At 73.6% G+C, this 25,829-nt stretch carries 24 protein-coding genes; 5 read left to right on the forward strand and 19 right to left on the reverse strand.

Going from position 1 to position 25,829, the window contains the following annotated elements:
- Positions 1-321 precede the first annotated feature (321 nt).
- Entirely contained in the window at positions 322-738 is a 417-nt protein-coding gene (locus tag ACFFKU_RS16935; RefSeq protein ID WP_380139807.1) for a hypothetical protein, read from the forward strand.
- A gap of 270 nt (positions 739-1,008) precedes the next feature.
- Here ACFFKU_RS16935 and ACFFKU_RS16940 read toward each other — a convergent pair whose 3' ends face one another.
- Both ACFFKU_RS16940 and treS read right to left on the reverse strand, forming a co-directional pair.
- A complete protein-coding gene (locus ACFFKU_RS16940) occupies positions 1,009-1,572 on the reverse strand; it encodes a manganese efflux pump MntP (RefSeq protein ID WP_380139809.1) in 564 nt (187 codons plus the stop codon).
- A 174-nt stretch (positions 1,573-1,746) separates the two neighbouring features.
- Positions 1,747-3,975: a maltose alpha-D-glucosyltransferase gene (gene treS, locus ACFFKU_RS16945; RefSeq protein WP_380140276.1), complete on the reverse strand. Its 2,229-nt coding sequence runs from the start codon at positions 3,973-3,975 to the stop codon at positions 1,747-1,749.
- Between the two features lie 287 nt (positions 3,976-4,262).
- On the opposite strand from treS, the gene ACFFKU_RS16950 reads away from it, so the two are divergent.
- Entirely contained in the window at positions 4,263-4,829 is a 567-nt protein-coding gene (locus ACFFKU_RS16950; RefSeq protein ID WP_380139811.1) for a GNAT family N-acetyltransferase, read from the forward strand.
- A gap of 52 nt (positions 4,830-4,881) precedes the next feature.
- Here the strand turns inward: ACFFKU_RS16950 and ACFFKU_RS16955 are convergent, their stop codons facing one another.
- Complete coding sequence (locus ACFFKU_RS16955) at positions 4,882-5,208, reverse strand: hypothetical protein (protein WP_380139813.1); 327 nt, start codon at positions 5,206-5,208, stop codon at positions 4,882-4,884.
- A 149-nt stretch (positions 5,209-5,357) separates the two neighbouring features.
- On the opposite strand from ACFFKU_RS16955, the gene ACFFKU_RS16960 reads away from it, so the two are divergent.
- Positions 5,358-6,302 carry a universal stress protein gene (locus tag ACFFKU_RS16960; RefSeq protein WP_380139814.1) on the forward strand — a complete coding sequence of 315 codons (945 nt, stop codon included), beginning with the start codon at positions 5,358-5,360 and terminating at the stop codon, positions 6,300-6,302.
- Here the strand turns inward: ACFFKU_RS16960 and ACFFKU_RS16965 are convergent.
- From ACFFKU_RS16965 to ACFFKU_RS17005, 9 genes are read right to left on the reverse strand one after another with little or no spacing between them, the layout of a single operon-like run.
- Positions 6,272-6,952, reverse strand: a complete 681-nt coding sequence (locus ACFFKU_RS16965; RefSeq protein ID WP_380140277.1) for an SDR family NAD(P)-dependent oxidoreductase — start codon at positions 6,950-6,952, stop codon at positions 6,272-6,274. The genes ACFFKU_RS16960 and ACFFKU_RS16965 overlap by 31 nt on opposite strands.
- Positions 6,952-8,199 (reverse strand): sialidase family protein, encoded by a 1,248-nt coding sequence (locus ACFFKU_RS16970; RefSeq protein WP_380139816.1) that lies wholly within the window; start codon positions 8,197-8,199, stop codon positions 6,952-6,954. Before ACFFKU_RS16970 ends, ACFFKU_RS16965 begins: the two co-directional genes overlap by 1 nt.
- Positions 8,196-8,990 (reverse strand): HpcH/HpaI aldolase family protein, encoded by a 795-nt coding sequence (locus tag ACFFKU_RS16975; protein ID WP_380139818.1) that lies wholly within the window; start codon positions 8,988-8,990, stop codon positions 8,196-8,198. Before ACFFKU_RS16975 ends, ACFFKU_RS16970 begins: the two co-directional genes overlap by 4 nt.
- 24 nt (positions 8,991-9,014) lie before the next feature.
- Positions 9,015-9,983 carry an aldo/keto reductase gene (locus tag ACFFKU_RS16980; RefSeq protein WP_380139820.1) on the reverse strand — a complete coding sequence of 323 codons (969 nt, stop codon included), beginning with the start codon at positions 9,981-9,983 and terminating at the stop codon, positions 9,015-9,017.
- Positions 9,984-10,012: 29 nt separating this feature from the next.
- Positions 10,013-10,840 (reverse strand): ABC transporter ATP-binding protein, encoded by an 828-nt coding sequence (locus ACFFKU_RS16985; protein ID WP_380139822.1) that lies wholly within the window; start codon positions 10,838-10,840, stop codon positions 10,013-10,015.
- Positions 10,837-11,670, reverse strand: coding sequence for an ABC transporter ATP-binding protein (locus ACFFKU_RS16990; protein ID WP_380139824.1), 834 nt, complete (start codon positions 11,668-11,670; stop codon positions 10,837-10,839). Before ACFFKU_RS16990 ends, ACFFKU_RS16985 begins: the two co-directional genes overlap by 4 nt.
- Positions 11,667-12,644, reverse strand: coding sequence for an ABC transporter permease (locus ACFFKU_RS16995; protein WP_380139826.1), 978 nt, complete (start codon positions 12,642-12,644; stop codon positions 11,667-11,669). The genes ACFFKU_RS16990 and ACFFKU_RS16995 overlap by 4 nt, the downstream gene beginning before the upstream one ends.
- Positions 12,641-13,576: an ABC transporter permease gene (locus tag ACFFKU_RS17000; RefSeq protein WP_380139827.1), complete on the reverse strand. Its 936-nt coding sequence runs from the start codon at positions 13,574-13,576 to the stop codon at positions 12,641-12,643. The genes ACFFKU_RS16995 and ACFFKU_RS17000 overlap by 4 nt, the downstream gene beginning before the upstream one ends.
- Before the next feature lie 9 nt (positions 13,577-13,585).
- Positions 13,586-15,199, reverse strand: coding sequence for an ABC transporter substrate-binding protein (locus ACFFKU_RS17005; RefSeq protein WP_380139828.1), 1,614 nt, complete (start codon positions 15,197-15,199; stop codon positions 13,586-13,588).
- A gap of 163 nt (positions 15,200-15,362) precedes the next feature.
- Between ACFFKU_RS17005 and pdxA the strand changes: the two genes are divergently transcribed.
- Entirely contained in the window at positions 15,363-17,747 is a 2,385-nt protein-coding gene (gene pdxA, locus ACFFKU_RS17010; RefSeq protein ID WP_380139830.1) for a 4-hydroxythreonine-4-phosphate dehydrogenase PdxA, read from the forward strand.
- The gene (locus ACFFKU_RS17015) at positions 17,744-18,556 is read left to right on the forward strand and encodes a DeoR/GlpR family DNA-binding transcription regulator (protein ID WP_380139831.1); all 813 of its coding nucleotides are present in this window, start codon (positions 17,744-17,746) and stop codon (positions 18,554-18,556) included. The genes pdxA and ACFFKU_RS17015 overlap by 4 nt, the downstream gene beginning before the upstream one ends.
- A gap of 4 nt (positions 18,557-18,560) precedes the next feature.
- Here ACFFKU_RS17015 and ACFFKU_RS17020 read toward each other — a convergent pair whose 3' ends face one another.
- From ACFFKU_RS17020 to ACFFKU_RS17050, 7 genes are read right to left on the reverse strand one after another with little or no spacing between them, the layout of a single operon-like run.
- Positions 18,561-19,118 (reverse strand): DinB family protein, encoded by a 558-nt coding sequence (locus ACFFKU_RS17020; RefSeq protein WP_380139833.1) that lies wholly within the window; start codon positions 19,116-19,118, stop codon positions 18,561-18,563.
- Between the two features lie 50 nt (positions 19,119-19,168).
- Positions 19,169-19,888 carry a sirohydrochlorin chelatase gene (locus tag ACFFKU_RS17025; RefSeq protein WP_380139835.1) on the reverse strand — a complete coding sequence of 240 codons (720 nt, stop codon included), beginning with the start codon at positions 19,886-19,888 and terminating at the stop codon, positions 19,169-19,171.
- Positions 19,885-21,093 carry a uroporphyrinogen-III C-methyltransferase gene (cobA, locus tag ACFFKU_RS17030; RefSeq protein ID WP_380139837.1) on the reverse strand — a complete coding sequence of 403 codons (1,209 nt, stop codon included), beginning with the start codon at positions 21,091-21,093 and terminating at the stop codon, positions 19,885-19,887. Before cobA ends, ACFFKU_RS17025 begins: the two co-directional genes overlap by 4 nt.
- The gene (locus tag ACFFKU_RS17035; protein ID WP_380139839.1) at positions 21,093-21,422 is read right to left on the reverse strand and encodes a Rieske (2Fe-2S) protein; all 330 of its coding nucleotides are present in this window, start codon (positions 21,420-21,422) and stop codon (positions 21,093-21,095) included. Before ACFFKU_RS17035 ends, cobA begins: the two co-directional genes overlap by 1 nt.
- A complete protein-coding gene (nirB, locus tag ACFFKU_RS17040) occupies positions 21,422-23,947 on the reverse strand; it encodes a nitrite reductase large subunit NirB (RefSeq protein ID WP_380140278.1) in 2,526 nt (841 codons plus the stop codon). Before nirB ends, ACFFKU_RS17035 begins: the two co-directional genes overlap by 1 nt.
- A 32-nt stretch (positions 23,948-23,979) precedes the next feature.
- Positions 23,980-24,327 (reverse strand): molybdopterin oxidoreductase, encoded by a 348-nt coding sequence (locus tag ACFFKU_RS17045; RefSeq protein ID WP_380139841.1) that lies wholly within the window; start codon positions 24,325-24,327, stop codon positions 23,980-23,982.
- 13 nt (positions 24,328-24,340) lie between these two features.
- Positions 24,341-25,753 (reverse strand): MFS transporter, encoded by a 1,413-nt coding sequence (locus ACFFKU_RS17050; protein ID WP_380139843.1) that lies wholly within the window; start codon positions 25,751-25,753, stop codon positions 24,341-24,343.
- Positions 25,754-25,829: the final 76 nt, after the last annotated feature.

Genomic DNA, 25,829 nt, shown 5'->3' on the forward strand with positions numbered 1-25,829 from the left:
CTTCGAGGTGCTCTGCGCACCCCTCCGTTCGGGTGCCCCCAACACTACCCCTAGGGGGCGGAACGCGAAACCGGCACCAGATGATGTGTCACACGGGTGTAGTTCTGCACACCCTGGGGACGGCTGTGGACAGCCCGCGCGCAGGCCTCTGACCTGCGGTTCCGTCGCCGCGGTCATCACAGACCGTTGTGGATAATCACGGAGAGTCGACAACTGACGTCTGCGTGTCGCGATCCGCGTGTCGCGATCCGGTCCGTGCCGAGCGGTGGAGCCGCCCGGTGACCGGCCCGGGCGGTCGCGGCGGAGCGTCACGATCGTTCCGTGCGCGCGCGTCCCGGGCTGGTCCTGCTCCTGCTGGTGGCGGCCCTGCCGGCCTGCACCGCGGCCGACGAGGCGCCGACCGGCCCCCGGTCGTCGCGGGCCGCGGCGACGCCCGAGACGCTCGCCCGGACCGGGGGCGAGGACGCCGTGACGCCGACCCTCACGCCGCCCGGCGCCCCCTGCGACGAGGTGCCGGCCGCCGCGGGGGAGCAGGTCGCCGCGACCCTGACGTCTCCGCCCGTCCCGTCGGACCCCGCGACGGAGGGCTGGGTGTGCCTCACCGTCCTCGACCCGGTTCCCTCGTGGGCGGACGTCGACCGACCGGGCCCGTCCGAGCCCGGGGGCGATCAGGGGCGACCCCTCCGGGCCCCCCTGGACGAGTACCTCGCGCAGCACCCGGACCTGGCTCGGCCCTGACCCGCCGCCGGGCGCCCACCGGGCACACGCAGGTCCGGGCCGATCCGGTGGACGGCGACGGAGGGTCACCTCGGCCGCGTGCGCCCATCACCAGCGCTGCGTTCATCGCTCCGGACGTGGCTCCACGGGCCCGTTCCGCTCGATGGACGCAGCGCTGGTGACGCCCGATTGGCCGGATCCCCGGCGCCGGTCACCGTCGGTGACGGAGGTCGTGACGTGTCCGCGAGGCAGGCTGCTCCGCCGCAGCTCGGCGCTCGTGCCGGCGCGAGCTCAGAGCAGTCCGAGGTGCTCCACCAGGATGTTGACGCCGATCCCGATGAGGATGACCCCGCCGGCGATCTCGGCGGGTCGGCGCCAGCGGAGCCCGGCGCGGTGGCCGATGACCACGCCGGCGAGCGACAGCAGCGCGGTGGTGACGCCGATGAGCAGGACCGCCGGGACGATGGAGACGTCGAGGAAGGCGAAGCTGATGCCGACGGCCAGCGCGTCGATGCTCGTCGCGAGGCCCAGCACGAACAGCTCGCGCTTCTTGAGGCGGTGACCGTCGTCGCGGTCGGGGTCGGCGCCGACCGCCTCCTTGATCATCTTGAGGCCGATGAGGGCGAGCAGGCCGAGGGCCACCCAGTGGTCGACCTCGGTGATGGCGTTGCGGAAGCTGCGGGCGAGGGCCCACCCCAGGAGGGGCATGACCGCCTGGAACAGCCCGAAGACGAGCGCCAGGGCGACGGAGTCCTTGAGGCGCAACCGGGTCATCCCGAGGCCCTTGCCGAGGGCGACCGCGAACGCGTCGGCGGAGACACCGAGCGCGACGAGGACGAGGGTCCAGGCGGACATGGGTGAACGACCTCCGGCGGGGGTGCGACTGACGCGGGCAGGACGACTGCCCCGGCGTCCTCCGCCACCGTAGGGCGGAATCCCTCGAAGGTGTTAGTTCACCTGTGCCGCAACGACTTTGCGGAAGACCGCATCAGCCGTTGCGGACGACCGCAGACCCGGTTTCGGGCCGCCTCACTTCGCCGTGGCGTCGACGTCCTCGCACAGCAGCAAGGACATCCCGGCGTAGGGCGAGAGCCACACCGAGAAGCTCTGCAGGTCGTCGACGCGGCCGATGTCTCCGCCGGAGAGCATGTCCGTCACCGGGACCCGCGGGGTGAAGGCGTCGGAACGGACCGTCCCCTCGATGGTCTCGCGCCCGAAGTTCAGCACCGTCACCTGCAGCGCCCGGGCGCCCCCGTGCTGCTCGGGGTCCAGCTCATGGACCATGACGAGCATCGCGGGGTGCGCGACGGCGGGGATGTCGATCTGGCGGGCGGTGGCGATCCCGTGCTCGCGCCGGACGGCGAGCACCTCGCGCAACCGGTTCAGGAACGACGTCTCGTCGGCCACCTGGTGGGGGACCGAACCGTAGAGCGAACGCCCCACCGGGATCCCCGAGCTCGACGTGGTCGCGCCCGGTGCCGTGCCCATCAGGTCGTGGGCCGACCGCTCGATCCAGCGGGTGTCCCCGCTGGTCAGCAGGTGCGGGATGCGCCCCACCGGCAGCGGCAGCATCCCCATGAGGTCCCACCCGGAGAGGGCGAACACCCCCGGCTGCCACGCGTTGAACTTGGCCAGCAGGAGGTGGGCGCGGGTGATCTGCTCGATCTCGTCGGCGTCCAGGTCGTCGAGGTCGGTCACCCCGCGCGCGGCGGCGATGACGCTGGCCGTGGTGCAGGCGATGCCGTTGGTCGTGAACACCTGGTTGTAGGAGGCGCTCTCCCCGGTCAGCGCCTCGAGCAGCTCCTGCCGCACGGTCTTGGCGAGCTGCTGACCGGTGATGTCGGTGTGCCGGAACGGGAACTGGTCCTCGGCGTGACCGGACTCCCAGTGCAGCAGCTCGTAGGTCAGCTCGTCGTGGTTCTGCAGCGCGTGGACCAGGGAGGCCGGGTCGATTCCCACGTCGAGGCTGGTGCGCAGGCAGAGCCGCAGGAACTCGGTGTCCCCGGTGGCCAGCGCGTGCTGGTAGCCGGGGCGGTTGACGAAGTCGTAGGAGAGGTCCGCCCCGACCTCGGAGGTGTTCTTGATGTCCTCCATGGTCAGGTTCAGTTCCTGGAAGGTGAACCCGCCGACCTTGCGGACCATCCCGGCGATGAGGTGGTTCGCGGCCTCCGACAACGGGTGGCCCTCGGACCAGGCGGGCCCCTCGACGCTCTTCTCGACCCCGAGGAATCCGTTGGCGTCCAGACGCAGCGCACTCGTCCCGAGGTCGCCCAGGGAGTGCAGCGCGTCGCCGATCACCAGTTTCATCCCGGCGAAGGAGGGGTCGAGCCAGTTCACCGACGGCTGCCCCTGCTTGAAGTAGTGCAGGTAGACCCAGCGGCGGGTGACCCCGTCGACGCCGACGACCTCCCGGGTCGCCGACCAGTTCGTCTCCTTGATGCCGGGCGCGTAGAAGATCACCCGCTGCAGCTGACCGATGATGATGCCCAGGTCGGCCAGCGCCCCCTCGGCCGCGGCGGACAGGTTGGCCGCGTCGTCGCCCGGGGGTACGTCGGGCAGCAGGTCCCAGTGCTCGGAGGGGATCTCGACCATGTGGTAGATGCCCGGGTAGTCCGAGTGCCGCATCTCGGCGAGCCGGAAGTCGGCCCCCTTGCCCGTGTGGCCCGGCACGATGTCGTCGATGACGCTGCCGCCGTGCTCGGTCGCCACCTCGCACAGCCGCCGGAACTCCGCCTCGGAACCGAACTGCGGGTCGATCTCGGTGGAGATGCGGTCGAAGTGGCCGTCGACGCTCGGGGTCTGGTCCCACCCGTCGATCCCGCCGGCGTTCTTGACCGGTCCGGTGTGCACCGCGTCGATCCCCACGTGCCGGAAGGCTTCCCACAGGCGGGGATCGCCGAGGGACGCCAGGAAGGACGTGCCCGTCGGGGTCACCAGCGAGATCGGGTACGCCGTGAACCACACCGAGGCCATCTCGACGGCCCGGCGGGGGTCGGGCTCGGCGTAGGGGTTCTGCCACATGCTCGCCTGACCCGAGAACTGCCGGCTGATCTTGATCGCGTCGGCCAGCATGGACTTCTCGACCAACCAGTCGACGTACTCTGCGTTGGTGCCGTCGGTGGCTCCCGAGCCCGGTCCCGTCCGGCGGGTGTGGTCCTCCCCGCGCAGGCGCGCCTGCGGGCGGGGTCGGCGCAACGAACGCGGCCGGGCCGGGTAGCGCTGACCGTCGTAGGTGATCTCGGAGGGTTCGTGCTCCACGACCTCGTCCGGATCGACGTCGTCGACCTCGGGTGAGGCGTCGAGGCGTTCACCGTCCGTCCCGCTGCTGCCGTCGGCCGTTCCGGCGCTCGCGGCCGGTCCCGGCGCGGCCGGACCCGTCGTCGGCTGCACGGTCACGTCTCGGTCGGGCACGGTGGGCTCCTCGTCCTCGGGTCGGGTCGCATCGTCGGAGGTGATCAGCGCCCCAGCATGGTGGGTCGCCGGGGGTGGCGCGCGGCGGGGGGTGGTGGGCGGCGGGTCAGCGCACGGCACCCCAGACTGGCGGCATGCAGGCGGATCCGACGGTTCGGACGGCCCGGACCACCCTCACCCGGCCGGTCGCGGGCGACCTCGACGAACTGGCGACGCTGCACGCCGATGCCCGGGTGTGGGAGCACCTGCCGAGCGGGCGGCACACGGGTCCGGAGGCGACCGCCCGGCTGCTGCTGGCGGTGCAGCGCAGCTGGGAAAGCGCGGGCCTCGGTAGCTGGGTCGTGCGCGACGCCGGCTCCGGGGAGCTGCTGGGGCTCGGCGGTTGCGACCTGCGGGTGGCGGGCGGGCTGCGGTGGTGGAACCTCGGCTACCGGTTGCACCGCGCCGTCTGGGGCAGGGGACTGGCCCAGGAGGTCATCACCGAGGCCCGGGCCGAGGCCGGTCGTCGGGCACCGGACCTCGCGGTCGTCGCCTTCCTGCTGGAGCACAACGAAGGATCGCGCCGGGCCGCCGAACGGGCCGGGCTGCGCCTCGTCGGCCGCGGCCCGGACCGGGGCAACCCCGATCCGCAGGCCGTCCGCTTGGTCTTCGCCGACCGGGAGGTCGACGAAGACCTGCTCTCGGCCGTGCTGGGGGCCTGAGCCGGAACCGGGCGCGCCCACCGGCGCGACGACGATCCTCGGGACCCCGGACTCAGCGCCCGTGCCGGGCCGCCTCTCGGGCGTCGTCCTCCGCGGCCGCGGCGACCACGCGGACGTGCTGCAGCAGACCGGGGAGGGCGGGCGGGGCGACCCAGCGGCGGGCCGGGCCGGCCTCCGTCTCGAGCACGGCGACGGGGCAGGTGATCCCGGCCGCGGCCAGCGCCCGCGCCTGCCGCTCGTCCAACGCCGCCCCGGGCCGAACCGCGAGCAGGGCCCGACGGGTGGTGTCGTCCAGTCCCGTCCACCAGGCCTGCAGGTGTTCGTCTCGCTGCCGGGTCATCCCCTGGGCAGCCCGGTCGGTGATCTCGCCGCGGTGCACGCGCCCATCGTGCCGGGACGGGACCCGGGCGGCCACCCGGGACCCGGAGGACTGCCCCGCGGGCGGCCTCCGGGCGTACGGTGCAGTGATCGGTGGCCCGCACCCCGGTGCGGGGGTCGCGGACACGGCACGGACGAGGAGGCCGGGCGATGGACGGTGCGGTGGTCGTCGGGGTGGACGCGGCCCAGCCTCCCCTGCCCGCGGTCGACTGGGCTGCGGCGCAGGCGGTCCGTCGGGGGGCCGACCTCGTCCTCGTCGCGGCGGTGCAACCCGTCGGGTCGGCCGAGGCGCTCACCGGCTACTACGTGCAGCAGATGACCCGGGAGCTGCAGGAGCAGGCGGTCGCGGCGATCGACGACGTGACCAGGCGGGTGCAGGCGGAGCACCCCCGCCTGCGCCTGGTGCCGCGGGTCGTCGAGGACCACCCGCGACGGGCCCTGGTCCAGGCCGTGACCGAGGGGCGGGCCCAGCTCCTGGTGACCGGGGCGCGGCGGCACAACCCGCACCGTCGCGGCCTGTTCGGCGGGTTGCTGCTCGGGTCCACGAGCCTGTTCGCCGTGGCGCACGCCCCCTGCCCGGTGGCCGTCGTGCGGGGCCCGGAACCGCCCTCGGGCGGGGTCGTGGTCGGCCACGACGGTTCGCCCGCGGCCGGGGCCGCCCTCGGGTTCGCCGTCACCGAGGCGTTGGCCCGGTCCGCCCCGCTGCGCATCCTGCGCGTGCTGGAACCGTTGCAGCGACTGGCGATCGACGACGACGAGGACAACCGGGCGCGGGCCGGGGCGCTGCGGGTGCAGCGCGAGGCGCTGGGGCGGTTGTGCGCCGAGCTGCGCGCCGCCCACCCGGATCTCCGGCTCGACTGCGAGGTGCTGGAGGAGGCCTACCCCGCCGACGCGTTGCTGCGCGCCGGGGAGGAGGCCGAACTCCTGGTGGTGGGTGGACGCGGGCACGGCGCCTTCTACACGGCCCTGCTCGGGTCGGTCTCCCACGACGTCCTGCATCGCGCCGAGCACCCCGTGGTGGTCGTCGGTGACCCGGGCCGACGCCGGGCCCGACCGGACGGGGTTCAGAGCGAGGCGCCGCCGCAGATGACGTAGGCCTGCCCGGTGATCGACCGCCCGGCCCGGCCCAGCAGGAACCCGACCAGCTCGGCCACGTCGTCAGGGTCGACCAGGGCGCCCAACGGCGGCACCCGGACCGGGACCGAGGCCCGACCCGGGTCCTGCGTCATGGCCGTGGCCGTCGGCCCGGGGGCCACCACGTTGACGGTGATGCGCCGGGGGGCGAGTTCGGCCGCCCAGCTGCGGGCCAGCCCCGTCAAGGCCGCCTTCGTCGCCGCGTACTGGCTCTTGCCCGCGACCCCGACCATGGTCCGGCTGCCCAGCAGGACGACCCGGCCGCCGTCGGACAGGCGCGCGGCCAGGCCGTCGAGCAGCGCGGCGGCCGCGGCCACGTGCACGTCGAACATCGCCCGCAGGTCACCGGCGTCGAGGGACCCGAGCGGTGCCGTCCGCTGGAACCCGGCGCAGTGGACCACGGCGTCGACCCGGTCGAGGTCGGCCACCGCTGCCACGGCGCTCGCCGGCTCGGCGAGGTCGGCCCGGGCCCAGTCGACGCGGGGGTCGGCCGGAGCGCGGCGGGAGAGGCCCCGCACCCGCCAGCCCGACTCCAGCAGATTCTGCGCCACCGCGGCCCCGATCCCGGAACTGCAGCCCGTGACCACCGCCGACCCCGGGCTCGAAGAGATCACGACCGCAACCGGGACAACGGGACCCGGGCGTAGCGGATGGCGCGGCGGTGCCAGGTCCAGGCCACGTGCGCGACCCCGGAACCGTCCGGGGCGGATTCCACCAGCACGCTGGGGTAGGACAGTTCGTGGTTGGCCCCGGCCCGGGAGTCGTTGGTCAGGCAGTTGCCGTCGCCGACCTCCAGGTCGAGCTCCACCGGCCAGGTGCGGCCGGCGTCGGTGGAGGCCGACAACCGCATCGGAGCCCGGGGGGTGCCCCACACCGCCCGGGGCCGGTCGTCGTCGGCGGCCACCGGTGCCGGCGGGCCCGGCCGTTCGCCCTCGGCCACCCCGAACTCGTCGATCTCGTCGTACAGCGATTCCCGACGGGGGCTGCCGGGGGTGGCCCGCACCGGGTTGTGCACGAGCAGGAGCGTGCCGTCCGCGGCGGGGGAGACCTGGATCGAGGAGTTGTTGTTGGGCACCCCGGTGGCCATCGGGACGCTCCAGCTCCGACCCTCGTCGAACGATTCCGACCGGTGCACGGCATCGGCCCAGCGGCTGCGGTAGAAGGCGACCAGGGAGCCGTCGGGACGCCCGACCACGTTCATGTGGACCATGCCGCGGCTGTCCGGGACCTCGATGGTCGACCAGCTCGCCCCCTCGTCCTCGCTCACCATGACGACGCTGTCGTCGTCGTCGCCGCGCCAGCGCGCCCCCGGGGCGACCGGGCAGCGGAAGACGGGCACCAGCCAGCGACCCGAGGCGGTGACGACGGGAGGCTGCCGGACGAACACGCCACCCCGCTCGTCGGCGGGGAACAGCGTGCGGGCCGGGCCGAAACCCACCCCGCCGTCGGTGGAGACGCGCAACCGGACGAACGCGGTGTCCTGGTCGCCCGCGGTCTGCGCGGTGTGCAGCAGCCAGACCTCCCCGGACGGCGTGGTCCAGAGGATCGGGTTCTGCTCCGAACGCCGCGGGTCGTCGGACAGTTTCTCGGGAGGCGACCAGGTGCCGGTCCCCGGGGTCAGCCGGGACAACCAGACGTCGATGTCGGCCACGCCCTCCTGGGTGCCACCGAACCACGTGCAGGCCAGGTCCCCGGTGGGCAGCCGCGCGAGGTTCGCGGCGTGGCACTGCACGGTCGGGGCGGGGAGGAACCCCGTCAGGATCCCGTCGTGCTCGACGAGCGGCTCCCGGTCGGGGTGGTCGACGGCGGGCAGCGCCGCCGTCGTCGGCGGGGTCGGCGAGGAGGGCGGGGCGCTCATCGCTGCTCCCCCCGGGCGGTGCCGAGGTGGTCGCGCGCGATCGTCTCCAGGTGCACGACGTCGCTGGCGACGGTGACGAACGTCCACCCCTCGGCCAGGCGTTCCCGGGCCACCGAACCGTGCGGGGTGTGGATCCCCGCGGCAATCCCGGCCCCGGCCGCGGCGGCCAGCACCCGCTCCAGGGCGGCGTCGAAGTCGGCCTTCACCGCGGGGTCGCCCGGGTAGGCCCCGCCGATGTTGATGGCCAGGTCCGAGGGGCCCACGTAGAGCCCGTCGAGACCCGGCGTGGCGGCGATCTCCTCGACGGCCGCCAGGCCCGCGGCCGTCTCGATCATGGCCAGGACGGCGGTCTGCTCGTCGGCCTCGGCCGGGACGGGACCGATGCGCAGCCCCGAGCGCATCGGCCCGTAGGACCGCACCCCGAACGGGGGGTACTTCGCCGCGGCCACCGCGGCCGCGGCGTCGGCGGCCGAGTTCACCAGCGGCACGATCAACCCGCGGGCCCCGGCGTCCAGGGCCTGCCCGATGGCGGTCGGGTCGTTGGCGGCCACGCGGACCACGCCGGCCGAACCACCGGCGTCGACCGCGAGCAGGCCGGTCAGCACGCCGCGGTAGTCGAGCAACCCGTGCTGGGCGTCGATCGCCACGTAGTCGTAGCCGATCCGGGCGATCCGCTCGGTGGCGGGCGGGGCGTCGAGCACCACCCAGTAGCCGACGACGGTCTCGCGGGACCGGACGCGGCGGGCGAAGGCACCCGGGTCGGGCCGGACGGGGGTGGACGGGGACGGCATGAGAACCTCCGGGCGATTCGTGGGTCAGCGGTTGTAGGCGGGGGAGGGGCCGCGCAGCGTCCGGCCGACCTCGTCGCACACGGCCAGCACGTCGGCCGGCAGGGGGCCGCGGGCGATCGCCGCGACGTTGGCGCGGACCTGCTCCGGGCGTGAACCCCCGAGCAGCAGGGCGTCGACCTCGCGACGGTGCGCCGTCCAGCGCAGGGCCAGCTCGGCCAGCGGGATCCCCGCGCCCTCGGCGGCGGTGCGCAGCTCCTCGACCGCCGAGAACAGCTGCGCGTCCCAGTAGCGGTCGGTGTACATGGCGGCCAGCGCCGAGGACCCGTACCGGCCCTCGGTGGGACGTTCCTCGAAGCGGTGCCGACCGGTGAGGAGGCCACCGCCCAGCGGGTTGTAGACCATCGTCCGCAGACCGTGGGTGCGGGCGAACTCGGCGTACTCCTCCTCGATGCGTCGGGCGAGCAGGTTGTAGAGCTGCTGGGTGACGACGGGACGGGGGGCACCGGCGGCGTCGGCGGCCTGCTCGACGTCGGCGATCTGCCAGGCCGCGAAGTTGGACACCCCCAGCTCGGTCACCTTGCCGGCCTTCACCAGGTCCGCCACCGCCCCCAGCGTCTCCGGCAGCGGGGTGCTGCGGTCGGGCTGGTGCAGGTAGAGCAGGTCGAGGTGGTCGGTCCCCAGCCGCCGCAGGCTCGCCTCGACGCAACGCGTCACCGCCGCGGGCGACAGCAACGCGTCCTCGCCCGCGTCGGCGTGGGGCATCCCCACCTTCGAGGCGATCCGCACCTCGTCGCGGCGCCCGGCGAGCAGACGGCCGAGCATCTCCTCGGTCGCGCCCCGCGCGTAGGCGTTGGCGGTGTCGAGGTGCACGATCCCGGCCTCGCGGGCGACGTCGAGCATCTCCGCGGCGCCTCGTTCGTCGACGGTGTCGGCGAAGGTCATCGTGCCGAGGACGAGTTCGGGAGCAGGGTCGTCGGGCAGGGTCTCGGTCATGGGTTCGTCTCCTGGTCGGGGGGGAGGGTTCAGGCGCCGGTCAGGCTCAGGGAGTGCACGACGTGGCGGGGTTTGCGGCCCCGCATGGACGCCGGGTCGAGCGCGGCCCGGCGCAACCGACGGGTGTACTCCTCGCGCGGGGTGGCCAGGACCGTGCTTGTGCTGCCCGACTCGACCACACGACCGCGGCGCATCACCACGATCTCGTCGCTGATGCCCTGCACGACCCCGAGGTTGTGCGAGATGAACAGGCAGCTGATGCCCGTGTCGCGCTGCACCTCGCGCAGCAGCTCCAGGACCTGGGCCTGCACCGAGACGTCGAGCGCGCTGGTCGCCTCGTCGCAGATCAGCAGGTCGGGTTCGGAGGCCAGCGCCCGGGCGATGCCGATCCGCTGACGCTGCCCGCCGGAGAACTCCTCGGGTCGTCGGTCCAGGGAGGCGGCCGGCAGCCCGACCCGGTCGAACAGTTCCGCGACCCGGGAGCGGCGGGCCTCGCGGTCACGGATCCCGCGCTGGCGCAACGCCTCCCCGACGATGTCGACCGCGCTCAGGCGTGGGTCGAGCGAACCGTAGGGGTCCTGGAACACCATCTGCCACCGGTGCCGCAGCGGGCGGAGGCGACGCTCGGGCAGGTGCGTCACGTCCGTCCCGTGCACCTCGATCCGACCCGAGGTCGGTTCCAGCAGGCGCATGACGGCCTTGGCCACGGTCGACTTCCCGCAGCCGGACTCGCCGACGACGGCGGTGGTACGGCCGGCGGCGACGGTGAACGTGACCCCGTCCACGGCCCGGAACGTCGTGCGACCGTGCCCGTACCCCACGGCCAGGTCGGTCACGGTGAGGGCGGGGGTGCTCATCGCAGAACTCCTCGGTCGGGGGTCTCGTCCCAGGCCCCGAGACGGGGGACGGCGGCGAGCAGGTCTCGGGTGTACTGCTCGGCCGGGGCCTCGATGATGGTCTCCACCTCGCCGGACTCCACGAAGCGTCCGCCGCGCATGACGTGGATCCGGTCGGAGACCAGGCGGGCCACCCCCAGGTCATGGGTGATCATGAGGATGGCCACCCCACGCTGCTCCTGCAGCTCCAGCAGCAGGTCCAGGACGCCGGCCTGGACGGTCACGTCCAGGGCACTGGTGGGTTCGTCGGCCACGATGAGCTGGGGTTCCCCGGCCAGCGCCATCGCGATGAGGACGCGTTGCAGCATCCCCCCGGACAGCTGGTGCGGGTACTTCTTCAGCTGCACCTCCGGCTGGGGGATGTGCACCTGCTCGAGCAGTCGGACGGCGCGGGCCTGCACGCCGACGCGGCCGCTCGCGGCCCCGGCCGTCACCACGGCCTCCCGCAGCTGGTGGCCGATGCTGTGCACGGGGCTGAGGGCGGTCATCGGGTCCTGCGGCACGAGGGCCACGGTGCGGCCGCGCGCCCTGCGCATCGCGTCTGGTTCGGCGATCGTGTCCTGGCCTTCGAGCAGCACCCGGCCCGAGACGACCGCGAGGTCCTCCGGCAGCAGGTTCAGCAACCCCATGGCGGTCGTGGACTTCCCGGAGCCGGACTCCCCGATGAGGGTGACGGTCTCCCCCCGGCCGATGCGGAAACTCACGCCGTCGACGGCGCGCACGACGCCGCGGGCGGTGATGAGTTCGATCTGCAGGTCCTCGACCCGCAGCAGGTCTCCGGCGGTGCTCACGAGGTCCTCCCGGGGGTGGTGGTGACGCGGTCGACGGGGCGGGCCCCGCGGGCCCGCTGGAGCAGACGGGCCACGAGGCCGACGCGCTGCCCCTCGCGGAGGGCGTCGCCGACGAGGTTCACCCCGACGACGAGCAGGACGATCGCGAGTCCCGGTGCGGTGACCAGCCACCAGGCGGTCCCGATGTAGTCCTGCCCGTCGGAGACGATGCGCCCCCAGGTCGAGAACGGGCGTTGCGGCCCGGCCCCGAGGAAACTCAGGGCGCTCTCCAGCAGCACCGCCTGGGCCAGCAGCAGGAGCACGACCAGCAGGGTCTGCGGCAGGACGTTCGGGACCACGTGCCGGGTGAGGATGGCGATCTTGTCCAACCCCAGGGTGCGGGCGGCGGCCACGTAGGGTTTCTCCCGTTCGACCAGGACGAGGGACCGGGTGAGGCGGGCCACCTCCGGCCACTGCGCCACCGCGATCACCAGGGTGATGACGGGGATCGACTGCCCGAACAGGGCCACGACGAGCAGCAGCATCATGAGCAGCGGCAACGACATCTGCGCCTCCATGAGCCGGGAGACCAGGGTGTCGATCCAGCCGCCGAAGTACCCGGCCGCGGCCCCGAGCACGAGACCCAGTGCGCCCGAGACGATGACGGCCAGCACCCCCACGGCCAGGGAGACCTGCCCGCCGTGCAGGACCCGGGAGAGGAGGTCGCGGCCGAGCTGGTCGGTCCCCAGCAGGTGCCCGCCGCTCAGCGGGGCCAGCAGCCGGTCGCCCAGGTCCTGGGCGTCCGGGTCCGGCAGCGGCAGGACCTGCGCCAGCAGGATGGGAGCCACGACCAGGACCGTGCAGATCGTGCCGACGACGAGTTTCACACGGCCGCTGCGCCGCCGCCGGGTGATGCCGGCGCGGGCCAGGTGGGCGGGCGTGACGGCGCTGGGGCGGGGAGCCGGGCCGGTGCCGTCGAGGGTGGGCGCGCTCATGCCGAGGCCGCCTTTCCGAGCCGGACCCGCGGGTCCAGGAGGGGGTAGAGGAGGTCGACCAGGAGCTGGACCGCCACCGCGAGGGCGGCGGTCACCAGCACGGTCGCCTGGATGAGGGGGTAGTCACGGGTCTCCAGCGCCCGCACCACCAGGGAGCCGACACCGGGCCAGGAGAAGACGACCTCGACGACCACGACCCCGTTGAGCATCGCGGCGAACCGGGTGCCCATGGCCGTGAAGACCGGGACGGCCGAGTTCCCCATCGCGTAGCGCCAGACCAGGACCCGTTCGGACAGGCCCCGCGACCGGGCGACGGTGAACCAAGGGGCGGCGAGGTTGTTCACCATCTCCCGGCGCACGAGCCGCGACAGCAGCGCCACCTGCAGGATCGCGACGGTCACGGCCGGCAGCAGCAACCCGCTCCAGGTCGCGAACCCCGAGGCCGGCAGCACCGGGATCGCGACCGCGAAGACGGTGAGCAGGAGGACGCCGATCCAGAAGTCGGGCATGGACTGCCCCGCGATGGTGGCGATGTTGGCCCCGAGTTCGCCCGCCCGGTCCCGGCGGCGGGCCATCCAGACGCCGAGGGGCACGGACACCACCGCCGCCAGCAGGATCGCGGCGACGGCCAGGGTGAGGGTGTAGGGCATGCGGTCGGCCACGACCGAGAGGGCGGGGGCCGCGAAGGAGTAGGACTCCCCGAGGTTCCCGTGCAGCAACTGGCCCAGGAAGGTGACGTACTGGGTCAGCAGCGGTTCGTCGAGACCGAACCGCTGACGGACCTCCTCCAGCTGCTCGGTGCTGGCCAACGGTCCGGCGAAGGCCCGGGCCGGGTCGCCGGGAGCGAGGCGGACCAGCAGGAACACGGTGGAGATGGTCAGGAACACGGTCAGGAGACCCTGGCCGACCCGTTTGAGGACGTAACTCACCATGACGCCTTCTCAGCTCCTCAGGTCGACGGCCGCGAGCGGGTAGTTGTTGGCCGGGGACAGTTCGATCCCTGCGACCCGGCTGCGGTGGGCCAGGATCGCCTTGGGGTTGAACTGCCAGGCGGCGGGCCAGGTGTCCCAGACCGCCTGCTGCGCCTCGGCCGTGAGGGTCGCCCGGAGGGTGGGGTCCGGCTCGGCCGCCGCCGCGGTGATGAGGTCGGTGACCGCCGGGACGACGTAGCCCTGGTAGGTGTCGCGGGTGGACTCCTTCTCCGCGGTCCCGGCGTACATGCCCTGGAGCATGACGACCGCCTGGCCCGTGGGGCCCGGGAAACCGTTGCCGAGCAGGTCCCAGTCCCCGGCCCGCCCCTGCCGCCAGGACATGATGTCGCCGCCCGGCTGGAACTCGCGCAGCTGCGCGCGCACCCCGATGTCACCCAGCATCTCCACCAACGCCTCCATGACGAAGGTGTCACCGGGGAACTCGCCGGACTCCCAGATGATCGTGACCGCCAGGTCGCGGGCGTTGAGGGAGTCGAGCATCTTCCGGGCGGCGCCCGGGTCGTAGACGTACTCCCCGGTCTTGACGTAGCCGTCCTGGTTGGAGGTGACGACCCCCTCTGCCTGGACCGCGGTCCCGGAGAGCACCTCCTCGACCAGGGCGCGTCCGTCGATGGCCATGCTCAGGGCCTGCCGACCGCGGGGGTCGGCCAGGGGGTGCCCGGCCGGTTTACGGAAGTTGTAGAAGATCTGGTTCAGCCGCAGGCTCTGGGTCTCCATGAGTTCGATGCCGCTGAGACCGCGCAGCTGCTGCGCCGCATCGGGGGTGAGGGTGTCGATGACGTCCACCTCGCCGCTGCGGATCGCGATGACGCGACTGTTCTCCTCGGGTTGGAACCGCACGTCCACCCGTTCGACCACGGCCGGGGTGGACCAGTAGTTGGGGTTGCGCTGCAGCTGGTAGCGACCCGTGCCGCGGTCGTGGGCCGCCATCACGTAGGGGCCGCTGCCCACACCTTCCTGCAGCTCCGCGGGTTCGTTGGCCGCGGCCGGGCTGATCAGGATGTTGCTCATCAGGGCGTCGAGCGTCGGCAGCGGCCGCTCGGTGCGCAGCACGAACGACGTCGGGCCGGTCGCCTCGACCTCGGGGATCTCGGGGAAGAAGCTGGCCACGAAGGACGCGTCGGTCTCGGCGTACATCCGCAGCGCGGTGGCGACGTCCTCGACCGTGACCGGACTGCCGTCGGAGTAGCAGGCCTCGGGCCGCAACCGCACGGTCCACTCCGTGGCACCCGTGGCCTCGAAACTCTCGGCCAGGACGAGCCGGGGTTTCACGTCCGGCCCGATCGTGGTGAGCGCCTGACGCACCGCCCGCTGGACCGTGATCGCCGCGTCGAACTGGTTGACCTTGTTGTCCAGGCTGACCAGGGAGCGGTTGAGGGCGAGGGTCAGCGTGTTCGGACCCGGGGTCCCCGTCGGCCCGGCGCAGGCCGCGAGCGCTCCGAGGCCGAGGCCGGTGCCGCCGGCCAGCAGGGTCCGACGGGTGAGCGGGTTGCGCAGGGCGGGGGCGCGGAGCGGGGGGACGGATGCGGGCGGGCCGTCCGACGGGCGGGGGAGTTCGGTCATCGTTGACCCCTCGATCGGGCTGAGGCGGGGGACCGGGGCGGGGCCGGGTCCGTCTGGCGGGGACCACGATGCCACTGCTGCGCATAACGCGCAAGGGGTGGCGCGAAACGCGCAGATGAGGCAGCATGGTCGTGGCGACGACGCCCCGAGACGAGGTGACGAGATGACACCCCCACCCCCGACCGCCCCCGGCCCCGGTTCGACCCGCGGGACCCTCGGGGACACCGCCGACCTGACGGTGCTGGCGGACGACCTGACCGGGGCCTGCGAGGTCGCGGGCGCCCTGCTGCGCCGCGGCCTCGCCTCCACCGTCCTGCTGGCGGGCGGGCCCTGGTGCTCGGCCGGCGCCGGGCGGCCGGGGGTCGGCGCGAGGATCGTGGACCTCGACCACCGTGACCTCGGACCGGGGGCCGCCGCGGTGGCGGTCCGTTCCGCCCTGTCCGCTCTCACCGGCCGGACCGGTCCTGTCGGCGAGGGGTCCGGGGGTGGGTCCGCCCCCTTGCTGGTGAAGATCGACTCCCTGTGGCGCGGGTCGATCCCGGCAACCGTCGAAACGTTGCGCGACAACGGTTTCGACGTCGTGGTCGCAGGCGCCCTGCCCGCACTGGGACGGACCGTGGTCGGCGGCGTCCCCCGGCTCGCCGGAGAGCCCCTGGCCCGGACCGCGGCCTGGGCCCTCGAACCCCTCCCGCCGCCCGAGTCGGTCCTGGACCTGCTGTCCGGTGGCGGTGCCCCGGTCGAGGGCGTCGGCCTGGACCGGGTCCGGGCCGGCGGTCTGCCCGAGGACCTGGCTGAGGTGCTGGCGCGGGGGAGCGTCGCGGTCCCCGACGCCGTGACCGACGAGGACCTGCGCGCGGTGGTGCGGGCGGCCCGCCCGACGCCGGGCCGTCACCTGGCTCTCGTCGGGACGGCCGCCCTGGTGGCGGCCTACCTGGACGAGGGTCCCCTGCCCGCCCTCCCCGCCCCCCGGTCCGCGGTGGGGACCGACCGTCCGAGGGCGCCGCTGGTGGTCGTCGGGACCGGCGCCCCGACCGCCGCTGCGCAGATCACGCACCTGTTGCGGGTGCGGCCCGACCTCCACCACCGGGCGCTCCGGGCCGCCGGTGACGCCGGCGACCCGTCCGCGGCCGACCCGACCGGCCTCGTCCTCAGCCTGGCCGGCACCTTCGCCGACCCGGCGGCCGCCGCCGCGCGGATGACCGCCGTCGCGGTCGGGGCCGCGATCGACCGCGACCTGGTCCTGGTGGGTGGCCGCACCGCCCGCGCGGTCCTGACCGGGATGGGCATCACGGTGCTCGTCCCCGAACGGGAGGTGGCCCACGGCGCCGTCGTCAGCCGGGCCCCCGACGGTCGCCGGGTCGCGACGAAACCGGGCAGCTTCGGCGGGCCGACGGTCCTCGCCGACCTCGTCGCCGTCCTGACCGGACCCCCCGCACCGCCCGCACGCCCCGAGCCCGTCGCACCCGACACCCCCACCACCCTCCCTGGAGCCCCCATGACCACGACCACGCCCACCACCGACCGCACCGACCGGCCGGGTCCCGACCACCGCCCCGTCGTCGCCGTCACCATGGGCGACGGCGCCGGGGTGGGGCCCGAGGTCACCGTCGGCGCCCTGCTCGACGAGGCCGCCCACCGGGACGCCCGGCCCCTCGTGGTCGGGGACGCGGAGCGGTTGCGGCGGGGTGCGCGCGCCCTGGGGGTGGAGGTCGAGGTCGTGGAGGTCGGCTCCGTGGACGAGGCGGAGTTCCGGCCCGGTCGGATCGACGTGGTCGACCCCCACCTGCTGCCCGCCGACCTGCCCTGGGGCGAGATCTCCCCGGTGGCCGGGCACGCCGCCCACGAGTACGTCCGGATCGCCTGCGAGCTGGCCATGGCCGGTGCCGTGCAGGCGATCTGCACCGCCCCGCTGAACAAGGCGGCGCTGCACGCAGCGGGCCACCTCTACCCCGGCCACACGGAACTCCTCGCCCACTTCACCGGGGTCGGGGAGGTGTCGATGATGCTCACCACCCCGCGCATCAAGGTGATCCACGTGACGACGCACATCGGCCTGATCGATGCGGTGGCCCGGATCGAACCCGGTCTGGTCGAGCGCACGATCCGGCGCGGGCACGAGGCCCTGGTCCGGGCCGGGAACCCCTCGCCCCGCATCGGGGTGTGCGCGATCAACCCGCACGCGGGGGAGAACGGGTTGTTCGGCTACGGCGAGGAGGCCGAGAAGGTGACCCCCGGCATCGAGGCGGCCCGCGCGGCGGGCATCGACGCCGTCGGTCCGCTGCCCGCCGACACGGCGTTCTTCCTCGGGGGGCGCGGTGACTACGATCTGATCGTGGCGATGTACCACGACCAGGGGCACGGGCCCGTGAAGGTCCTCGGCATCGAGGCCGGGGTGAACATCACCGTCGGCCTGCCCGTCATCCGCACGTCGGTGGACCACGGCACCGCCTTCGACATCGCCGGGACCGGTCGGGTCGAGGTCGGCAGCATGGTCGAGGCGCTGCGGCAGGCGACGGACCTGGCCTCGGCCCCGGTGCCCGCCCGGTGAGCGAGACCGCCCCCGCCCCGTCCTCGGAGGAACGTCGCCGGGAGATCGCCCGGTTGGCGCGCACCTCCGGCCTGGCCAGCGTGGAGGAACTGTCCCGCCGGTTCGGGGTCACCGCCTCGACGATCCGGCGCGACCTGGCCCGGCTGCACGACGACGGACTGGTCACCAGGACCTACGGCGGCGCGGCCCCGCCCATCGCCCACCCCGAGGAACCCCTGCGCGAACGCACCGGGGCGGCCTTCGCCGCGAAACGGGGCATCGCCCGCTGGGCGGCGACCCAGGTCGGCGTGGGGGAGACCGCGCTCCTGGACGCGGGCACCACGGTCGGCGCCCTGGCCCACGAGCTGCGCGGGCACTCGCCGTTGACCGTCGTGACCACGGGGCTGACCTCGGTGCAGGCCCTGGCCGACGCCGACGACGTGCAGGTCGTCTGCCTGGGCGGGACCCTCCGCCACGTCAGCCAGGGTTTCGTCGGGCCGGTGACCGAGGCGGCGCTGGAGCGGGTCACCGCCGACGTCGTCTTCCTCGGGACCGACGGCGTCGACGCCGACCTGGGCATCTGCGAGGCCGACCTGCAGCAGACCCGGCTGAAGGAACTGCTGGCCGGACGGGCCGGTCGGGTGTTCGTCCTCGCGCACTCGGTCAAGGTCGGGGCGCGCCCCTTCCACGCGTGGGCGCGGCTGCCCCGACCCTGGGTGCTGGTGACCGACGCCGCGGTCGAGGCGGACGCCCTGGCCCCGTTCCACGCCGCAGGGATCCGCGTGGTCGTCGTGGACGACGAGGGCCGGGCGCTGGAAGGGACGAGCTGACCGCTCAGGGGGTCCAGGGCTGGACGAAGGCGTTGCCGGGCACGCCGTCCACCGCCATCCGCAGCGGCAGGGCGGTCGCGCCGTCGAGCTGTTCGCGGATCACGTCGGCGTGGCCCGCGTGCCGGGCGAACTCCTCCACGTGGTGCACGAGCGCGTAGCGACGGACCGAGGGACGGGGTTCGTGGACGCCCTCCCACGGGGTGGGGGGTTCCGTCATGGCGGCCGACGGGTCGAGCCCGGCCACCCAGTCCAGGTAGGTCGTCGTCTCCGCGTCGAACTCCGCCAGGATGCCCGCGAGGGTCTCCTGCTCGGTGAGGGTGAAACTGCCCGTGAAGGCGGCGACGTCGTCGGGGCCGAGGTCGCCCGACCGTTGCGCCTCCCGCTGCCGCAGGACCCAGACCGTGTGCTTGAGGATGCCGCCGATCGACAGGCTGCTGCGGCAGGGCCGTTCACGGGCCTGATCCTCGGTCAGCCCGTGGGCGGCGTTGCGGATCGAGGTGAGCTGCTCGGCGAGGTAGCCGTGCAGGACGTCGCGTTCGCTGTGGTCTCCGGGAGGGAACATGCGGCCAGGCTAGGGAGGAACCCGGACAGCTCCGGTCCGTCTTCCCGCCGTCAGTCGACCGGGCTGAGGAACGCGGCCCGGGCCTCGTCGTAGCGCTGCAGGACGAGCTCGACCAGGGCCGGGTGCGGACCGAACGGGGCGGCGACGGCGTCGGCCCCGGCCGCGTCGAGACGGGCCGAGAAGACCCCCGGCGCCAGCAGGTAGCTCGCCACGGCGACCCGGGCGGCGCCCCGCGCGCGGGCTGCGGCGACCGCGTCGGCGACGGTCGGTTCCTGGGCCGAGAAGTAGCCGGCCCGGACAGGGGCACCGGTCAGCTCGACCAGGGCGCGCACGGCGGCCTCGACGTCCGCGGCGGCCCGGGGGTTGGACGATCCGGCGGCGGCGAGGACGATCTCCCCGTCCAGCTCGGTGACCGGGTGACCGAGCGCCTCCTCCAACCGGGACACCACGATCCGGTCCAGCACCGGGTCGGGCCCGAGCGTGGGAGCGGCCACGACCGCCCCGCGGGTCCCGGCGATCGCCTCGGCGATGTCGACCTTGACGTGGTAACCGGTGGACAGCAGCAGCGGCACCACGATGCCGGTGCGGCCCTCCGCAACCACCCCGGCCACCACGTCGGGCAGCTCGGGACCGTGCACGTCGACGTGGGCGGCCCGGACGTCGAGCTCGGGGCGGGCCGCGGCGACCGCGGCCCGGAGCGCGTCGACGGTCTGCTGCCCGGTGGCCGAACGCGTCCCGTGGGAGCAGCCGATGAGGACGGGCTCGCTCACGCCCGGCCCCCCTCGTGCAGGGCCTCGACGACCTCGCCGACGACCACGACCGCCGGGGCGCGCACCCCGGCCTCGGCGGCCACCCGGGCGATGTCGGCCAGCGGAGCGGTCGTGGTGCGCTGCTCCGGGGTCCACCCCTTCTCCACCACGGCCACCGGGGTCGCGGGGTCCTTGCCTCCCGCGATCAGCCCCGCGGCGATCTCGGGCAGCATCGAGACCCCCATGAGGATCGAGAGGGTGCCCCCCACCCCGGCCAGCCGGACGACGTCGGTGGCCTCGTGGCCGTCGACCACGGTCACCGAGCGGGAGACGCCACGGTGGGTCACCGGGATGCCCGCGGCGGCCGGGACCGAGAACGCGCTGGTCACCCCGGGGACGACCTCGACCTCGATGCCCGCGGCCCGGCAGGCGAGCAGCTCCTCGCCACCCCGGCCGAACACGTAGGGGTCCCCGCCCTTGAGCCGCACCACCTGGCGACCGCTGCGGGCGGCCTCGACGAGGATGCGATTGATCTCGTCCTGGGGGACCGGGTGGTTCCCCGCCGTCTTGCCGACGTCGACCACCTCGACGTCGGGGTCCAGCTCGGCCAGCACGCCCCGGGGACCGAGACGGTCGGTGACCACGAGGTCGGCCTCGGCCAGGGCCCGGCGGCCGCGCAGCGTGAGCAGGTCCACCGCACCCGGCCCGCCGCCCACAAGGACGACCCGACCGGGCCGGTCGCCGGTCCGACGCCGGCGCAACGGCGCCGCGCCGGAGTCCAGCCACCGGGACCCGGCCTCCTTGAGCGCCCGCGCGCGCCGCGGGTCGCCCCCGGCGGTCAGGGACAGGGTCACGTCGCCGCGGCGGACGGTGACCGGGGTCCACGCGGCGGACAGCTCGGCGGCGTCGGCCCGCACGCACCAGGTGGCCCGCGCCTCGGCGGCCGCCGCCACGGCCGCGTCGACCGCGGGATCCCCCGTCGCGGTGTGCACCAGCCAGGCGCCGGCCACCAGGTCGGGCGCCTCCGCGGGCCGGACGTCGTGCTCGAGCCAGGTCAACGACGGCAGCAGGTCGCGCAGGTCCTCGCACAGGGCGGGCGCGACGACCTCGACCGCGGCTCCGGCGGCGACCAGCTCGCGGACCCGGCGGGCGGCGACCGGCCCGCCCCCGACGACGAGGACCCGGCGACCGGTCAGGTCGAGGTGCAGCGGGTAGGGGTGCTGCATCAGACCTCCACGACCAGTTCTCCGCCGACGACCCGAACAGGGTAGGTGGTGATCGCCGGTGCCCCCGAGCGGCAGGCGCCCGTCGCGAACTCGAAGACGTTGAGGTGCAGGGGGCAGATGAGCACCTCCTCGTCGATCTGCGCGTCGGCCAGCGGCCCCCCGGCGTGGGGGCACACCGCCTGGGTCGCGCTGACCCGACCGCTGCGGTGCCGGAACACCGCGATCCGGCGGCCGTCGACGGCGTAGGCCCGGCCCTCGCCGACCGGGACGTCCTCGGCCGGGCCCAGGACGTGCTCGCGGGTCACGGGGCCGGTGGTGGTGGTGCTCATCAGGACTCCTGGAAGGCCGGGCGGGAGGGCACCCGCGGAAGGTCGACGAGGGGCAGGGAGGTCCGGAACTGACCGGGGACCGCGGGGGCCGCCCCCTCCTGCCACGGGTCGACGTAGGCGTCGACCGCGGCCTGCATGCGCTCGTCGAGACCGGCGGCCAACCCGTCGGAGTCGTCGACGACCACGGCCCGGACCCGCTCGATGCCCAACCGCGGGACGAAGTCGTAGGTGCGCTCCAGCCAGTTCCCCCATTCCCGGTAGAACTGGATGAACCGCCCGGTCAGCCGGACGACCTCCTCGGTCGAGTCGACGGTGGCCAGCAGGTCGCCCTTGCGGATGGAGGCACCCGCGGCACCCCCCACGTAGATCTCCCACCGGCCGTTGCCGATCGCGACCACGCCGACGTCCTTGACGTAGGCCTCGGCGCAGTTGCGGGGGCACCCGACGACGGCGAGCTTGAGTTTCGCGGGTGCCTCGATGCCCTGGAACCGGGTCTCGATGTCGATGCCGAGCTTCGTCGAGTCGCCCAGGCCGAAGCGGCAGAAGTCCGTCCCGACGCAGGTCTTGACCGTCCGGAAACTCTTGCCGTAGGCGTAGCCCGACGGCATGCCGAGATCGGCCCAGACCTTGGGCAGGTCCTCCTTCTTCAAGCCCAGCAGGTCCAGGCGCTGACCACCGGTGACCTTGATCATGCCCACGTCGTACTTCTCGGCCACGTCGGCGATGATCCGCAGCTGCTCGACGGTCGTGACCCCGCCCTTCATCTGCGGGACCACCGAGAACGTCCCGTCGCGCTGGATGTTCGCGTGGACCCGGTCGTTGATGAAACGACCGTCACGCTCGTCCTGGTCCAGGCCCTCGGGCCACATCATGCGCAGCAACGAGGTCAGCCCCATCTTGGACTTCGCGTCCTCGGCCCCGCCCGGGGCCAGTTCCCGGAACACCGCCGAGACCGACTTCAGACCCCGCTCGCGGATCGCGGCCATGAGCTCGGGCTTGGCCAGCGGGACGCCGGGCACGTACCAGCTCGCCGACTCGTCCACCGTGAGCGAGCCGCCGGCGGCCCACTCCGTGATCTGCTCGACCAGGGTCTTGCAGGAACCACAGCCCTTGCCGGCCCGTGTCGCGTTCATCACCGCGCCCGTCGACGTGGCCCCCGCGGCGACCGCGCCGCAGATGTCGCCCTTGGACACCCCGTTGCAGTTGCAGACCTGGGCGTCGTCGGAGAGCTCGGCGACCGAGGCATCCTCCCCGGGGGAGCCGAGGTCGAAGAGCAACGACATCCGCTCCTCGGGCAGCGGCAACCCCTGGTCGAAGGCCTGGCTGAGGAAGGCGGTCTTGCGCACGTCGCCGAGCAGGGTCGCCCCGACGAGCCGGCCCTCGCGGATGACGACGTTGAGGTAGACTCCCCGGTGGGGTTCGGAGAACACCACGAACTCGTCGTCGTCGCGCTCGGGGGCGCGCAGCCCCATCGCGACGACGTCGACGCCGGCGACCTTGAGCTTGGTCGTGGTCCGCGAGCCGTGGTAGCTCGCCGCCGGGTTCACGCCGGTGAGCTGGTCGGCCAGGACCCCGGCCTGCTCCCACAGCGGGGCCACCAGGCCGTACGTCTGCCCGCGGTGCTGCACGCACTCCCCGATCGCGTACACGTCGCCGGCGCCCACCCCGCCGTCCTCGTCGGCGCTGCAGCGCAACTGGTCGTCGACGACGATGCCGCGCTCGACCTCGATGCCCGACCGCAGCGCGACCGAGGTCGAGGGACGGATCCCCGCGGTCACCACCACGAAGTCGGCGTCGAGCACCCGGCCGTCGGCGAGTTCGACACCGCTGACCCGGTCGTCGCCGCGCAGCCCGGACGTGCGGACGCCGGTGTGCACGGTGATGCCGAGACCCTCGATGGTCCGGCGCAGCACGCGTCCGGCCTCGGCGTTCAGCTGCTGGTTCATCAGGTGCGCGGGGGAGTGGACCACCTCGACGTCCACCCCGTGTCCGATGAGGCCGTAGGCGGCCTCGAGCCCGAGCAGACCCCCACCGATGACGACGGCCTTGCGGTGGACCTTGGCGCAGGCCAGCATCGCCCGGGTGTCGTCCAGGGTGCGGAACGAGAACACCCCGTCGAGGACGGTGCCGTCGGGACGGTGGGCCCCGTTCATGGTCGGCATGAACGGCGTGGAACCCGTCGCCAGCAGGAGGACGTCGTAGGGGGTGGAACCGCCCTCGGCGTCGTGCACGACCTTGGCGAACCGGTCGACGTGGGTGACGGGCACCCCGGCGCGCAGCTCGATGCCGTTCTCCTCGTACCAGGGCAGGGAGTTCAGGAAGATCCCGGACTCCTCCTCCTCGCCGGACAGCACGTGGGACAGCATGATCCGGTTGTAGTTCCCGTACGGTTCGGCGCCGAACATGACGACGTCGAACTGCTCCCCGCCCCCGCGGGCGAGGATCTCCTCGACCGCGCGCGCGCCGGCCATGCCGTTGCCGACGACGACGAGGCGCCGCTTCCGGCTGCGCTGCTGCGGGATCATGGCGAGATCGGTGGGTTCGGTGGTGGTCACGCTCACACCTCCACGAGACCGAGGTCGACCACCAGGGAGCCGCTGACGCCCTCGGGGGCTGCGACCCGCACCTCGAGCACGCCGGGCGCCTCGATGTCCTCGACGATCCGCAGCGGGACGTGCACCGCGGACCGGGCGCCGATGGGGAACCACCGGGTCGGGACCCCGTCGCGGAGCAGGACCGCCGTGATCAGTTCGTCGGTGGAGTTGCCGGCCCGGAAGTAGACCGCCTGGGCGCGGGCCCCGTCGGGCACCGTGTAGGAGCCCAGACCCTCCAGGGCGACGGGCTTCTCCAGGCCGGCGCCGACGAAGGGGTGGACGCCCTGCAGGAATCGGGGGGTGCTGCTCATGGGGGGACCTCTCTCAGATCTCGGTGCCGGCGAAGCGCGAGGTGCGGCCCCGCAGGTACACGGCCCAGGTCACGACCGCGCAGATCGCGTAGAAGCCGATGAACACGGCCAGGGCGGGGATGAGCGAGCCGAAGTGGACCGTCGAGTTGGCGAAGACCCGGGGGACGATGAACCCGCCGTAGGCCCCGATGCCGGCGGCCAGCCCGATGCAGGCGGCGGCCTCGCGCTTGGCCGCGGTCATCGAGACCTTGTCCTCGGGGTCGATGCCGGCCCGGAAGATGGCCGGGATCATGCGGTAGACCGACCCGTTGCCCATGCCGGTGGCCACGAAGAGCAGCAGGAAGCAGCCGAAGAACAACGGGAAGCTCTGCCGGGTGAGGGCGAGGATCACCCCGCCCGCGCCGACCGCCATGACCACGTAGGCGCCGATGCTCACCCGCGCCCCGGACAGCCGGTCGGCGAGTCGGCCGCCGTAGGGGCGCGAGAGCGAGCCGACCAGCGCGCCGAGGAAGGCCAGGGTCAGCGGGATGCCCGCCAGACCGATGAAGCCCCAGTCGAACTTCACGTCGGGGAACGTGTTCGCGATGAGCAGCGGGAAGACCCCGGCGTAGCCGATGAACGAGCCGAAGGTCCCGATGTAGAGGAACGAGATGATCCAGGTGTGCTTGTTCCGCATGGCCGCGGCGTACCCCGCGAAGTCGGCCCGCGCCGAGGACAGGTTGTCCATCCGCAGGAAGGCGAGCACCGCCGCCACCAGGGCCAGCGGGATGACCACCAGCCCGGCCAGGTGCAGGGCGGGCCCGTCGGAGGCGAAGGCGGCCCCCGCCCCCACCACCACGACGATCGGCATCACGAGCTGCACGACCGCGACACCGAGGTTGCCGCCCGCGGCGTTGAGCCCCAGCGCGGCGCCCTTCTCGCGTTCGGGGTAGAAGAAGGAGATGTTGGCCATCGAGGAGGCGAAGTTGCCGCCGCCGACCCCGGCGCTGGCCGCCACCAGTGCCAACAACCAGAACGGCGTCTGCGGGTTCTGCACCACGATCGCCAGTCCGACGCACGGGAGGACGAGGAGCAGGGCCGAGATGATGGTCCAGTTGCGCCCGCCGAACCGGGGAACCGCGAAGGTGTAAGGGAACCGCAACGTCGCGCCCACGAGGTTCGGGATGGCGATGAGCCAGAACTTCTGGTTGTCGGTCAGCGCGAACCCCACGCCGTTGAGCTGCGGGGTGACGATGGTCCAGAGCTGCCAGACCGAGAAGCCGAGGAACTCGGCGAAGATCGAGGGCCAGAGGTTGCGCCGGGCGGTCCGCCGTCCGACGGACTCCCACTGGTCGCGGTCCTCGGGGTCGTAGTGGTCGATCCAGCGACCCGGGCGGGGGTTGAGAATGCTCCCGGTGGGGTGGGGAGACTGACTGGTGACGGCCATGGCGCCGACGCTAGGCACAGTGTGTTGCGGGTGGAGGCACCCGCTGTTGCAGGTCGGTGACATCGACCTCTCGCCG

It is taken from the genome of Kineococcus gynurae, assembly GCF_042433995.1.
Lineage (GTDB): Bacteria > Actinomycetota > Actinomycetes > Actinomycetales > Kineococcaceae > Kineococcus > Kineococcus gynurae.

Bases quoted from the DNA above. Each gene is read 5' to 3' on its own strand.
- ACFFKU_RS16940 (WP_380139809.1), bottom strand. From the start codon at position 1,572: ATGTCCGCCTGGACCCTCGTCCTCGTCGCGCTCGGTGTCTCCGCCGAC.
- ACFFKU_RS16950 (WP_380139811.1), top strand. From the start codon at position 4,263: ATGCAGGCGGATCCGACGGTTCGGACGGCCCGGACCACCCTCACCCGG.
- ACFFKU_RS16960 (WP_380139814.1), top strand. From the start codon at position 5,358: ATGGACGGTGCGGTGGTCGTCGGGGTGGACGCGGCCCAGCCTCCCCTG.
- ACFFKU_RS16970 (WP_380139816.1), bottom strand. From the start codon at position 8,199: ATGAGCGCCCCGCCCTCCTCGCCGACCCCGCCGACGACGGCGGCGCTG.
- ACFFKU_RS16975 (WP_380139818.1), bottom strand. From the start codon at position 8,990: ATGCCGTCCCCGTCCACCCCCGTCCGGCCCGACCCGGGTGCCTTCGCC.
- ACFFKU_RS16980 (WP_380139820.1), bottom strand. From the start codon at position 9,983: ATGACCGAGACCCTGCCCGACGACCCTGCTCCCGAACTCGTCCTCGGC.
- ACFFKU_RS16985 (WP_380139822.1), bottom strand. From the start codon at position 10,840: ATGAGCACCCCCGCCCTCACCGTGACCGACCTGGCCGTGGGGTACGGG.
- ACFFKU_RS16995 (WP_380139826.1), bottom strand. From the start codon at position 12,644: ATGAGCGCGCCCACCCTCGACGGCACCGGCCCGGCTCCCCGCCCCAGC.
- ACFFKU_RS17000 (WP_380139827.1), bottom strand. From the start codon at position 13,576: ATGGTGAGTTACGTCCTCAAACGGGTCGGCCAGGGTCTCCTGACCGTG.
- ACFFKU_RS17005 (WP_380139828.1), bottom strand. From the start codon at position 15,199: ATGACCGAACTCCCCCGCCCGTCGGACGGCCCGCCCGCATCCGTCCCC.
- pdxA (WP_380139830.1), top strand. From the start codon at position 15,363: ATGACACCCCCACCCCCGACCGCCCCCGGCCCCGGTTCGACCCGCGGG.
- ACFFKU_RS17020 (WP_380139833.1), bottom strand. From the start codon at position 19,118: ATGTTCCCTCCCGGAGACCACAGCGAACGCGACGTCCTGCACGGCTAC.
- cobA (WP_380139837.1), bottom strand. From the start codon at position 21,093: ATGCAGCACCCCTACCCGCTGCACCTCGACCTGACCGGTCGCCGGGTC.
- ACFFKU_RS17035 (WP_380139839.1), bottom strand. From the start codon at position 21,422: ATGAGCACCACCACCACCGGCCCCGTGACCCGCGAGCACGTCCTGGGC.
- nirB (WP_380140278.1), bottom strand. From the start codon at position 23,947: ATGATCCCGCAGCAGCGCAGCCGGAAGCGGCGCCTCGTCGTCGTCGGC.
- ACFFKU_RS17045 (WP_380139841.1), bottom strand. From the start codon at position 24,327: ATGAGCAGCACCCCCCGATTCCTGCAGGGCGTCCACCCCTTCGTCGGC.
- ACFFKU_RS17050 (WP_380139843.1), bottom strand. From the start codon at position 25,753: ATGGCCGTCACCAGTCAGTCTCCCCACCCCACCGGGAGCATTCTCAAC.